The following is a 12418-nucleotide window of genomic DNA, read 5'->3' on the forward strand; positions in this document are numbered from 1 at the left end:
CGGCCACTGCGCCACGGCCGCCGTGGACCGGGGCCGGATGCCACGGAGGGCCGCTCCCTGCCGTAGGCCCGCTCCCTGCCGGAGGGTGCCCGGACGCCCTACTGCCGCGACGTCACTTCGCTGCCCGTTCGGGGTCGAAGAACGACCCCAGACCCCGGCGCCCGGACACCCCGAGTTTGCGGTACACGGACGTCAGATGCTGCTCGACGGTGCGCTGGGTCACGAACAGTTCCTCGGCGATCTCCCGGTTCGTCTCACCCACCGCGGCCATCCGCGCCACCTGGGCCTCGCTCGGAGTCAGCGACTCCACCCCGCTCGACGTGACCCGGCGCGGACGGGCACCGGTGGCCAGCAGTGCGTCATTGGCCCGGACCCGCAGCCGGGCCGCGCCGAGCGAATACGCCAGATCGAGTCCCCGGCGCAGCGTCTCCCGGGCCGCTTCCGTGTGTCCGCACGCATGGAGCGCGGAGCCGTAGTCGACCAGCGTATGGGCCAGTTCGAGCCGGGCCGGGGAACCGTCGAGGGCGGACAGCGCCTCCTCCAGCATGCCTAGCTTCCGGGGGCCGGTCTCCGTCGTCGCCTGGAGCCGCAGACCGGCACCCAGCGCATCGGTCAGCCGCCCCTCCCGGGCGCGTTCCACCGCCTCCTCGGCGAGGTCCCGGGCGGACGAGAGCGCCCCCACGGCGAGATGGGCACGGCCGGCCCAGGACCACCAGGACGACACGGCAGGACTCGTCCGGGTCCACTCGCGCTGCCGTCTGCCGGCCTCCAGGAGATCCGTCAGCGCCCCCTTCGGATCCTGATGAGCGAGCCGCAGCCGACCCCTCGCACACAGGAATTCGTTCCACTGCCAGGTGTCCATACTCGTCGACGGGAAGGGTTGGGCGGCCGCCGCGTCGGCGCCGGGGAGATCACCGGAGTCGATCAGCGCATGCACCTGGGTCGCGACCGGCAGCGCCAGCGTGCGGCCCCAGTGGCTGGACGGCACCACATTCAGCGCCGACCGCGTGGCCGCCAGCGACTCGGACAGCGCCCCCAGCCGGTACAGCGCCTCGGCCCGCAGCGCCTGGCACAGGCCGTACAGCAACAGCCGCTGGCTCTGCCGGGTGGCGTCGAGGACCCGCTGATAGGCGGCATCCGCCTCGTCCGGCAGCCCCGCGTACAGCAGCGCCGTCGCCGCCGTGGTCAGGAAGAACGGCGAGTCGACACCGGGCACGCTGCTCTCCAGCACCCGGCGGGCCGCGGCGGCCGACTCCTGTGCTCGGTCCGCGCGCACCGAGCACAGGCCGGCCCCCGCGGCGATCAGGGCTCGTTCACCGGGGGTGTTGCCGGGCCGGCTGATGTCGAACGGATACTCCCGCAGGGTCACCGCGAGGCTCTGGAGGTCCTCGGCCGACGCCATCAGCCGCTGCCCCTCCAGAAGGCGCTGCAGATCGGCGTCGTGGACCGATGGCGCCTGCTCGGCGAGCAGCCGCACCGCCGGGAGGGACTGCCCGCTGCGGACCAGGCCGCTCGCCAGCGAACTGAGCACGCGGAAGCGCAGCGACGGCTCATGGACGTGCACCAGTGCGGCCTGCAGATGCCGGACGCTCGCCTGCGGATCCACGCCCGCCTCGGCCAGCCCCAGCTCCACCAGGACCGAGGTGTCCTCCGGCGGCGGTCCCTGCGCGGGAAGACAGCGCCGCAGCAGATCCACCGCCAGCGCCGGGGTGCCACGGAACGACGCCTCCCGGGCGGCCTCCCGCAGCACGGTCACCGCCCAGTCCTCGGTGGCCGGCAGGGTGGTCAGCAGCAGATGGCCGGCCACCTGCTCGACGCGCGCCCCCGCGTCCAGCAGCAGACGGGCCGCGCGCTGGTGCGCCTGCGCGAGCTGCTCGGGCGGCAGGTCCGCCACGATGACTTCCCTGATCAGCCCGTGGTTGAAGGACCATCTCCGGCCGTCGTCGACCTCCGAGACCAGTCCGTTGGACCGCAGCGCCCGCATCGCGGCCGAGTGGGTCGCGTCGTCCAGCCCGGCCAGCCGGGCGCACACCTCCGGCAGGGCGTCGTCGCCCATCACGGCCAGTGCGCGGGCCGCCGCGGCGGACTCGGGCTGGCTCTCCAGGACGGCCCGCACCGCCTCGTGGAAGAAGGCGCCGTCCTGCGCGGTGATGTACTGCAGACCGTCGACCGTGGGAGGCCGGCCGCCGAGCCGCAGCACGCTCAGCAGGGAGTGCACGAGCAGCGGGTTGCCGCCGGTGATCGCCAGGCAGGCTTCGTGGAACTCGTCGTCCGCCTCATGGCCGAAGACGGTCTTCACCAGATGGCCGATCCCGTGGCAGTCCAGCGGACCGGGCCGCAGCACCCGGCAGAGCGGCTGTCCCGCGAGGTCACCGAGGAGCGCGGCGTCCGTCGCCTCGTCGCCGGTGCGCTGGGACAGCACCAGCAGAATGGGCAGGCCCTCGATCCGGCGGGCGAGGTGGGTCAGGAAGCGCAGCGAGGCCATATCGGCGCAGTGCGCATCGTCGACCACGATCACCAGCGGCGCCTCCGCCGCCAGATTGCAGGTGAACCAGTACAACCCGTGCAGCACGGCGTACGACATGTCCTCGCTGGAGAGCATGACGTCGCCCGGCAGCGTCTCCCCGCTCAGCGCCTGCGCGGCCGTCCGCGCGCTGCCCGCCAGCAGCCGGGTGAGCTGCGGTTCGTCGAGGGTGGCCAGCAGCGGTTCGAAGAGCTGGCGCACGACACCGAACGGGTAGTCGCGCTCCAGCGCGTCACACCGGGCCTCCAGTACGTGCAGACCCTCGGTGGGGAGCGTGGCCACCAGCCTGTGCAGCAGCACGCTCTTCCCGATGCCGACGACGCCCTCCAGGAGCGCGATACCGCCTGATCCGGCGCGGGCGTCCTGCACGAGAGCATGGAGGGAGGCCATCTCCTCCTCGCGGTTGACGAGCGTCAACCGGTCCCGCTGGCATTCGAACGCGTCGGTGGGTATCCCGTCGGTCATCGGGAATCTCCTCTGTCCGCACCTGCACCCGGCACGGTCGTGCCGGGCAGTCCCCTGCGGGCAGGGACGCAGCATCCCCGCGGCCGCCGGCCTCCGGCCGGTCCGCTCCCGCGCAGGCCCCGCGTGGTCTGCGGCGGCGCCCGTGCGCACAGAAATGCTGCCTGTCCATGGCTGTGTCCTTGCCCTCTCCCCGTAGGGACGCTTTCTCCAGTTTCTCCTATATGTGGTGAACGGAAGACCTCCGGGGGTGCCCGGGAGGCGAAGCCTGGGCGAAGAGATCTCCCCGGGGCCACATGGGCGCAGTGCCGAACATGCCGACTGCCCCTACCTGGGCCGGGACATCTCCGTTCAGGGGCATGCGCCGGGCCGCCGGTGACGCCCGCCGGGCGACGGCGCTTTCCAGCTGAGTTGACTCTAGCCCGAGCACCCGGCCGGGAGTGAGACCCGTGCACCGTGCGGCTCGACGGACGGCGGTGACGGCAGTGCCGCTCCGCGGCCAGGGTGGTCGGTTCGGTACGGCACCATCCTCGTCACCGGGGCCGCAACGTCGCTGCGAGCGGCCCGGTTGTCCGGGAGCGCGGGACGGTGGTTCCTGCGGCAGGCAGAGGTGGGTGCGGCGCCGAACGGGGGCGCGGAAGAAAATCGACGCTGCGTCAACTAGCCGCGAAGGAAAGGTAGATGGGCTGGCTACCAGGCGTAGTCGTCCATCATCGCCACGCAACACCGGCTCCGTGAGGAGGGGGATTGTCCTCACGGAGCCGGTGTGTTTCCGGCCGGAGGCGTGGGCCGGCCTACGTCGCCGTCCCAGCTCGGCCCTCGGAGGGCGGGGGCCCGGGTCCCGAGGGCGGCGTCGGCGACATTTCCATTGTCGCCCAAGGCAGTTGAGGAATTCCCTACATCCGAGGAGGGGCTCCGGGTTGCCGGACAGCGAGGAGCAACGGCGGCCCTGGTGCACGGAGACCGGGCGCCGGGTGAACAGAGAGGGGGCGCCCCATCGGGGACGCCCCACTGTGCTGCCGGCCATGCTGAAGCCTTATGAGGCCCGGGAGTTGGGCATGCTCGGCGCGGTCCGGGCGCCGGGTACGACCGGCGGTGTGCGAGGCGCGGCCTCGCGGTGGGAAGCGGCCGCGGTGCGAGCCCGGGGAGCGTCCGCCCGGCGGCCGCGGCTGCGGCGGTTGTCGGTGTCCTTCACGAACTCGGGGAGGACCCTGGGCGGCCAACTGCCAATGGTGAGCATCCCCATGGAGTGTGCCCGGGCGACCAGCGCGGCGCGGTTGGGCGCCTTGAGCCGACGCAGCATCAGGCCGACGTGGTACTCCACACCCTGCCTGCTGAGGTAGAGCCGGGCGGCCAGTTGGACCGTGGAGGCGCCGCTCGCGACACCTTCGAGGATCTGTGCGTCGAGCTGGGTGAGCAGCTGCCTGCGGCCGGCCGGCGCGTCATCCTGGCCGGTGAGCGAGGCCGATTCGTCGTCGGGCCGTACGACCACGACGAAGGACGGGGCCTGTTCCGAGTCGCTCCGTACCGCTATGCCGGTCAGTTCGCCGGAGAACGGCACCTCCTCGCCACGGATCCCCACCATCCGTTCCACGAACCGGGCGCGGTGCCCTTCTGCCAGGCGGGCGAAGTGCCGGTTCAGCAGGGCGGGAGCGCTGGGGTGCAAGAGCGAGTAGAGGCTGCGTCCACACGCTTCGGTGGAGTCCTGGCCGAAGAGCCGGAAGAACTCCGCGTCGGCGGCCATGATGGCCAGCGTGGCGTCGAGGCTGGCCATACAGGCCTGTTGGTGCTCAAGCGGGCGCCGTCCCGCCGCGAGGGCGGGTTGGTCGGGCGCACGCGGCGTGTGGGGGGCCGGGGCATGAGGGGGCGCCGCCAGAGGGATCGGGTCGGCGTAGTGCTGGGATGTCAAGGGAGCTACCGTCTTTCTGCGGTCGACGCGCCGGAAAATCCGCCGTCGAATGAGGCATTGGTCGTCCCCGCTCCTTCGGTCCACGGAGCGAAGTGCCTTTCTTTGCATTGGTATTCCGCTGCTCCGAGCCTAGGAACGCCACATCCCGGGAGTCAACGCGACATGTGGCAAATAGCAAAACACTGTGGTGTCTGGGTTCGGTGGTTCGGTGTCAATACGGTGCGGTAGCAATAACTCTTTGTCATGACCGGATTGTTGAGAGAGGCCGGCACCGCTTGGCGGCGCCGGCCGATACCACAAAGACGAGGACGGGGCGGGTCAGTAAGGCGCCGCCGCGCCGGACGAGTCGGGCTGCCGGTCGAGTTCTTCCAATGCGGCAGAGAGATGCGCGCGCCCCGGAATTGACATCTTGCGGTAACAATTCGTCAGATGCTTTTCCACGGCGCGGCACGTGATGTTCAACTCGTCGGCGATCATCTGGTTCGTGCGCCCCGAGGCGGCCTGCTCGGCGACCTTCCGCTCCGCGGGGGTGAGTTGACCGCGTGCGGCCTCCGGGTCCGGCGGTGCCTCGGCGAGCAGTTCCTCCGCCCGGCGGGCCAGCCAGGGGGTGTCACACCCGACCGCCTCCGCGCGGGCCTGACGCAGCGCCGCACGGCCACGGGCGTCGGCCGGGCCGAGGTGCTCGCCGAGATCCAGCAGGGCCTGGCACAGCTCGAAGCGGTTGGCGGACAGATGCAGCACGTCCACCGCCTCCCGCAGCACCTCTGCGCTGCCCGGGCCCTCGACCATATGGCTGTGCACGCGCAGCGCCCGGCCGAGCGGCCCCGGCGCACCCCAGACACGGGCCCGCTCCACCTCCAGCGCACTCAGCTCCCTGGCCTGCTTGTGTTCGCCGAGGTAGAGGTGCAGGAACGCGGCGGCCGAGGCCCAGGGCAGCAGCGCCGGATTGAGCCATCCGCACTGCTCAAGACGGCGCCCGGCGTCGAGGAAGCAGCCCAGTGCGGCGTCCAGATCGCCCTTCCGCGCCGCGCTCTGCCCCTTCAGCATGGCCAGCCCCGACCACACGTAGGGATCTTCCTCCGCCCGGTATTTGACGGCGATCAGCCGGTCGGCGAGCTGGTGGTCACCGGTGAGGATCGCGCAGGCGGCGAGGGTCATCGACGACAGGGTGAAGACCTCCTCGTGCTTCGCCCCGGCCAGCTCGAAGGCCGCGAGCGCCTGCTCCTTGGCCTGGGTCAGCCGGCCACGGGCCAGCGAGACGAGCGCCTGCTCGGTGCCGATCATGGCCCGCTCCACGCGCGTCTGCCGACCCGCCGCGTTCTCCTGGACCGCACCGAGCCAGGAATCCAGCTCGTCGACGGAGTCCGCGGCCACGAGGCTGGCCACCAGCAGCGGCATCGTGGTGTGCACATGCGCGGGCACGGCCGGCTCGTGCCGGAGGACGCGGTTCGCCAGTTGTGCCACCTCATGGGCGGGCAGCGCGTTGGAGAACGTCGCGGCACCCAGCAGCGGGGCGAGCAGCTCCCGCTCGGCCACCGTCTCGGTCCTCGGCTCGGGGCCCAGACCGACGAGGCGGGCCACGGAGTCGGCCAGTTGCTCCGGCTCCGGCAGCGTCGACTGCCGGACCCGGGCCTCCAGGCGCAGTGCCAGCTCCCGGTCCGATCCCTCCAGCCGCTCCCCGGGCCCCAGCGCGTCCGCCGCCTCGCGCAGCAGCTCGTGGACGGGCAGCAGCGTCGAGGCGAACGCGCTGGGGGCCAGCCGCACCACGGCCTGCGCGCGCTGAATGGGTCCGTCGCACAGCAAAACGGCCTGGGCGATGTGCCGCACGGAGGCGTACGGGGCGAAGCTGCGCTCCGCCGTGGCCAGGTCGATCAGCAGCTCCGCCCGGTCGTGGTCCGGTGAGCTGCCCATCAGTGCGCGCCGCAGATAGCTCGCGGCGACCTCGGGCGCGCCCCTGCGCTGCGCGGCAAAGGCCGCCGCGCGCAGCACCTCGGTGGCCCAGGCGTACGTCGGTGTCGTCAGGGTCATCAGATGCCTGGCCACCTGCTCGGGCGGCCGGCCGGCCCGGTGCAGCGACTCGGCCGCCAGCGCATGCATGGCGGTCCGTTCCTCCAGGGGGATGCCCTCCGCCACTGCCGACTGCACGAGGGCGTGGACGAACCGGGGCCGCTGCATGCCGGTCGTCAGGCCGAGATCCGTCAGCTGCCGCAGGGCATGATCCAGCCCGGTGGAGTCCACCTCGGCCAGCCTGCTCAGCAGCTGTAGGTTCGTGGCGTCGCCGAGCACGGCCACTGCCCGGGCAACCCTCCTGACCTGCTTCGATCGCGCGTCCAGGCGGAGCATCAGCCGGTGTTGCAGCGAGGCCGGCCGGAGCGCGGCCACCTCCTCGGCGTTGTCCGCGGTGGGCCGGAGGCTCCGGGGCGCCGCATCCGCCAGCAGGCAGCTCAGGAACAGCGGATTGCCGCCGGTGGCCTGGTGGCAGGCCGCCGCGAACGCCTCGTCCGGCGCTTCCCCGTAATACCGCCGGATCAGCTCGTGGGTGTCCTGCAGACCCAGGTTCCCGGGGCGCAGGGTGTGCGTGGCCTGTCGGACGATCTCCTGGACCGCCGGGTGTCCGGTGAGGGTGTCGCCCTCGCGGACCGCACACACCAGCACCACCGGCAGGTCGGCCAGCCGCCCGCTCAGGTGAAGCAGCCATTCGAGGGTCGCCGGGTCCGCCCATTGCAGCTCGTCGACGAGCATCAGAACGGGCTGGTCATGGGCCATGTTCGCCAGGAGTGCGGTGAGGCCGCCCACGACGGTCTGCGATGCTCCGGCGCCGCCGGGCCGGCCGGCCTCCAGTGCGCTGCACGCAGGGCCCGCGTCGCCCGAGGCCCATCGCGCCCTCGTCTCCGGCGAAGCCTGCCGCAGCGCCGGCTCCAGGAGCTGGCGGACGACTCCGAGGGAGAAGTCCCGCTCCATCGGGGCCGCGCTCACCCGCAGGTGCTGGGCCCCCTGCGCCGCGCCGAGCGCGCTGATGCCGTCGAGGAGCGCTGATTTGCCTACCCCCAACGGACCGCTGACCAGCACCAGAGCGCCTCGTCCGCTTCTCAGGGCGGTGGCCGTCAGGTCCAGTTCAGCATCGCGGTCCAGCAACATCAGGTTCAGATCCCTTCAGACCGCGAGCTTTGTCGCGGCGGCGTGTGCCGAGGGTGTCGCACGCGGTGCAGGCAAGCGGGGGAGCGGTACCGGGGATCTCCCGGCCGCACCGCCGTCGGCGCTCGGCGCACAGGGTGCGTAGGGCTACGGACATGCCGCCGTAGGTGGCGCTGGAGGAGGGGCAGGAAGCGCAAAAATCCGGCTGGGCAGTGCGGTCGAGGAGCCTGCTGGGTTTTTGCCGCTCACGCCGAGCGCCCGGCGTGGATAGCGGTGAGCTGGTTTCTGCTGTGCTTCCTGTCTGCGTTCACCTTCCAACGGCAGTGCGGTTCACGGGTATTTCGTCATTCGCTGTGTTCAAGGTTGCCACATCATTCTGAGAACCCCTCTCAGGGGCGTGGAACGGTGCGCTGGGGCGGCAATCGGAGGCACACCCCGGCGGATCCCGGGAGGGCCGTGCGGAAATACTCGGCGGTAGCCTCTCCGGGGAAAGGAAATGTGGCTGTGAACGGCGTCCCTCAGGAAAGTTTTCGCGGGAGGTTCGGACTCGGTGCGGCCTCGGGGGCCGAGCGGTGCCGGCACCATGGATCGCATGGTGAGGGCAAAGCAGAATTCCGTCGGGGAGACTGCCGGGCCGTAACGGTGTGACCTATATTACGCACCCATCTCCGGTGCGCTGCGAGGCTCTTGAGGAGAATCTGAGGCTTCTCCTCCGCCGGCGGTGGCCGCGGCTTGTGGCCGGGCCGGGGGTTGTGCCGGTCCGGCCGCCGCGCCGAGGGGTGGTGAACGGGCAGCCGGAACCGAACCTCTCAGTCGTGCCTGTCCGGCTGTCTGACAAGTTCACGACGCATCGTCGAACGCCAGGTGAGAGGTGTCAACCGGGCCAACGGCCCGTTCTGCACTGCCAAACGTCCCCTCTTGTGTCGACGCAGGTCGTGCCCGGTGCCCTGACCTCGGGTGATCGCGGTCGGCCACTCTTCTAGGGAAAAACGCAGAAGTCCCCGGGGCTCGTTGACGCGTTTCGCAGCGCGACCACAGGATGCGAGCATGGTCGACCTGGACAGCAGGACAGCACGGCTTCCCGCTCGGCGCGTCAATGCGATGGAGGCCGTGCTGAGCGACCTGCGTGGCGCCATCGAGCGCGGCGACTACGTCGTCGGCGACAAGCTCCCCTCGGAGGCGGAGCTCGGTCAGCGCTTCGAAGTGAGCCGCTCCGTCGTCCGCGAAGCCCTCCGCGCCATGCAGGCCTTGGGGCTGACGGCCTCCCGTGCCGGCAAGGGGACCTACGTCGCCTCGCCGGGCGCTACGGAAGACCCGACCTTCGGTGCGTACTCCTCCCGCGACCTCGTCGAGGTCCGCCGGCACGTCGAGATCCCGGTCGCCGCCTATGCCGCCACCCGGCGCACCCAGGACGACCTGGATCTCCTCGACCGGCTGCTCGTACGGATGGAGCGGCAGACCGACACCACGGCCTGGGTCGCCCTGGACACCCTGTTCCACATCTCCATCGCCCAGGCGGCCGGAAACCCCGTGTTCCGTAAGGTGATTGAGGAGATCCGGGATGCCCTGGCCCGGCAGTCCACCTTTCTCGACATGCTGGCCAGGGACCGCCGCGAGCAGTCGAACCGGGAGCACCGCGCCATCGTCGAGGCGATCGTCGAGCGCTCCGAGGAGGGCGCCGTGCGGGCCATGACCGCGCACCTCGAACATGTCGAGTCGGCGTTGAGCACCATCGTCCGGCCGGTCCGTACGGGACCCGGCGCCGATGCCCGCACCGCCGCCCCGAGCTGCCGGTGCGCGGGGGCTTCGGAGATCCCATAACCGGCAGACCACCGCGTCTTGCTTGCTTATGCTACTTTTTGCTCGTGAGTGCGAAGAGGGTGAGTGAGCACGGCGGCCGGACCTTCACCGAGGAGGCCAGGCGCGCCCAGATCGTGCGAGCGGCCATCGACACGGTGGCGGAGCACGGCTACCCCAACACCTCGTTCAGCAAGATCGCCCAACGGGCCGGCCTGAGCAGCACGGGCATGATCTCGTACTACTTCGCCGGCAAGGCCGAGCTCTTCGACGAGGTGGTGGCCACGGTCCTGCGGGCCGCCGAGGAGTTCGTCGGGCCCCGCGTACAGCACGCGCAGACCTACCGGGCAAAGCTCCGCGCCTATATCGAGTCCAATCTCGACTTCATGGCGAAGTACCCCGGGCACACCCTCGCCCTGGCCGAGATCATCATCGGCACCCGGGACCGCGACAACGTCCCCGTCGGCGCCATCAACCAGGCCACCGCATCCATCGACGCCCTCGTGGACTGTCTCGACAAGGGGCTGGCCGCCGGGGAGTTCGCGGACGTCGAGCCGCGGGTGATGGCCGTGGCCATCCGCGGGGCCATCGACAACACCCTTCGGCACCACATGCTCACCCCCGGCGTCGACCTCGAAAGCTACGGCAGCAAGCTCGCCGACATCTTCGACCGCGCTACCCGGTCCGCCTCCTGAACGACGCCGGGCCGCCCCGCGTCGTCCCGGCGCGCGCAGGAAGCCCGTGCCGTCCTCACGCGTGCCGGGAACACGGCGGGCACTGGCACTCCGAAGCCGCCCGTAGTGCCGGTGCGGCGCCCCTCCGGTCCGGCTACGGCAGCGTCCTCATCGCCGCGACCAGGGTCCTGGCCTGCACATTCAGATAGTGGCTGTGCTTCAGCAGCTCGTTGATCTGACACAGTGTCACCCACCGGAAGTCCTCGGGCGTCTCGGTCGGGAAGTCCTCGTCCACTTCGACGATCAGATAGCGGCTGCGGGCGTCGAGGAAGCGGCCGCCCTCCTCCGACAGCACGGCATCGAAGAGCGTCCGCTCCGGACGGCGGTCCGACTCCAGCACGGCATCGAGATAACGGGGACGGTCCCCGGCGGGAAGATGGGCATAGCTCTGCGGAGTGCACTGCACGGTGGGCCCCAGCTCCACCACATCGAGGAAACCCGGCTCCACCCGGGCGCTCAGCAGCGCATGCGGCACGCCGCCGATCCGCTTCACCAGCAGCGCGGCCATCCCCAGACCGTGCGGTGCGAGCAGCGGCTGCGACCAGGCGGGAACCTCGCGTCGGTGCGAGCTGACATCGACGGCGACGATGCTGAAGAAGAGCCCGCTCTCATGCGAGATCGCCTCCGGCGAGCGGCGCCAGCCCTCGGCCTTGCGCAGCGGCAGCGGCTCGGTGCTGATCTCGTGCCGGGCCCGTCGCGTCGTGACCCAGCTGCGCAGCTCCGTATCGGAGTGCAGCCCGGCATTGGCCGTCGACGAACCCGCGCGCCAGTCGGGGATGCAGGACAGCACCGTGCGGGCGTCCATGTTCACCAGATCGGGCTGCCGCAGCAGCGCACCGAGCTGGCCCAGGGTGACCCAGCAGAAGTCCTCGCCCGCCTCGACCTCGGGGCCCACCTCCACCACCATGTTGCGGTTGCGCTTCCGGAAGAACCACGATCCCTGCTCGGACTGGAGCACATCGGCCAGCACCCGCCGCGGATCGGGATCGATGAAGCAGTCCATGTACGGCACGGACGAACCGCCGTGCACCCGCGTGTAGTTGCTCTTGGTGGCCTGCACCGTGGGGGAAAGTTGCACCCCATTGGCGTTCCCCGGCTCCGGCTTGGCCTGCATCAGAGCGTGCAGCACCCCGTCGATCTCCCGGACCGCGATGCCCAGCACACCGATCTCCGGCTGGTGGATGATCGGCTGGCACCATTCGCGGACCGGCCCGTAGTCGGAGCGGACCAGGAGGCCCTCGATGGAGAAGAAGCGCCCGCTGTCATGCCGCAGGTTTCCGGTGTCGGGAGCAAAGCCCCAGCCCCGCAGTTCCTCGAAGGGTATCCGGCTGACCTGGAGCGCATGGGTGTGCTGCCGCTCCTCGAACCACGCGTGGAACGCCTCATTGCTCATCACCCCGCCCTCGATGGCCAGCGCGGAGGCGGCCAGCCGGGACGACAGTGACACCGCCCGCCGGGAAGACACTGCGGAGCAGGGTGAGTGCAAGGGCTCCACTGTGCTGTCCATATGCATTACTGCGCCCCTCCACGCTGATGTGTGTACGGCACCGACGGCCGCCGACCTCTCCTCCCGCAGCCTGCACCGGGGAGTCCTGGCATTCACCTAGTCTCTGCGGCTCGTCCCCGACGCCGGGCGGCGGCCGGTGCACCCCGGTACCCGGGAAGCCGGCGCCGGGGCCGCGCCGTCGAAGGCTCCGGGCGGCTGCCGCGGACCGCTGCGGAAGCCCTGCTCAGGGCGGTACGAAAGGGCCCTCCGACGCCCCTAGGAGTTCCCCTAGAGGTGGCCGTCGGCCCGCCGTTGGGAGCCCGCCGCTGTGGAACGGTGAAGTCCAGCCGTGAGTGTGTCGCTTCGCGTAG

6 protein-coding genes are annotated in these 12418 nt (G+C 70.9%); 2 read left to right on the forward strand and 4 right to left on the reverse strand.

The annotated features are described in order from the left end of the window. Positions 1-112: 112 nt before the first annotated feature. The 3 genes from BKA18_RS36010 to BKA18_RS36020 all read right to left on the reverse strand — a co-directional run bounded on the left by BKA18_RS36010 (position 113) and on the right by BKA18_RS36020 (position 8033). Positions 113-2989, reverse strand: coding sequence for an ATP-binding protein (locus tag BKA18_RS36010; RefSeq protein WP_366045086.1), 2877 nt, complete (start codon positions 2987-2989; stop codon positions 113-115). A 1033-nt stretch (positions 2990-4022) separates the two neighbouring features. Beyond that, positions 4023-4895: a LuxR C-terminal-related transcriptional regulator gene (locus BKA18_RS36015; protein ID WP_429638752.1), complete on the reverse strand. Its 873-nt coding sequence runs from the start codon at positions 4893-4895 to the stop codon at positions 4023-4025. Positions 4896-5213: 318 nt separating this feature from the next. Continuing rightward, the gene (locus BKA18_RS36020) at positions 5214-8033 is read right to left on the reverse strand and encodes a helix-turn-helix transcriptional regulator (protein ID WP_366045088.1); all 2820 of its coding nucleotides are present in this window, start codon (positions 8031-8033) and stop codon (positions 5214-5216) included. 1044 nt (positions 8034-9077) lie between these two features. Here BKA18_RS36020 and BKA18_RS36025 point away from each other — a divergent pair. Beyond that, a complete protein-coding gene (locus BKA18_RS36025; RefSeq protein WP_366045089.1) occupies positions 9078-9851 on the forward strand; it encodes a FadR/GntR family transcriptional regulator in 774 nt (257 codons plus the stop codon). Positions 9852-9895: 44 nt separating this feature from the next. Next, a complete protein-coding gene (locus BKA18_RS36030; protein ID WP_366045090.1) occupies positions 9896-10522 on the forward strand; it encodes a TetR/AcrR family transcriptional regulator in 627 nt (208 codons plus the stop codon). A 133-nt stretch (positions 10523-10655) separates the two neighbouring features. Here BKA18_RS36030 and BKA18_RS36035 read toward each other — a convergent pair whose 3' ends face one another. After that, a complete protein-coding gene (locus tag BKA18_RS36035; protein WP_429638753.1) occupies positions 10656-12068 on the reverse strand; it encodes an NDP-hexose 2,3-dehydratase family protein in 1413 nt (470 codons plus the stop codon). Positions 12069-12418: the final 350 nt, after the last annotated feature.

The organism is Streptomyces auratus, assembly GCF_050433025.1.
In the GTDB taxonomy this organism is placed as follows: Bacteria; Actinomycetota; Actinomycetes; order Streptomycetales; family Streptomycetaceae; genus Streptomyces; species Streptomyces sioyaensis.

What these genes read in the sequence shown, in the direction of transcription:
- BKA18_RS36025 (WP_366045089.1), top strand. Translation starts at nt 9,078, where the DNA reads ATGGTCGACCTGGACAGCAGGACAGCACGGCTTCCCGCTCGGCGCGTC.
- BKA18_RS36035 (WP_429638753.1), bottom strand. Translation starts at nt 12,068, where the DNA reads ATGGACAGCACAGTGGAGCCCTTGCACTCACCCTGCTCCGCAGTGTCT.
- BKA18_RS36010 (WP_366045086.1), bottom strand. Translation starts at nt 2,989, where the DNA reads ATGACCGACGGGATACCCACCGACGCGTTCGAATGCCAGCGGGACCGG.
- BKA18_RS36020 (WP_366045088.1), bottom strand. Translation starts at nt 8,033, where the DNA reads ATGTTGCTGGACCGCGATGCTGAACTGGACCTGACGGCCACCGCCCTG.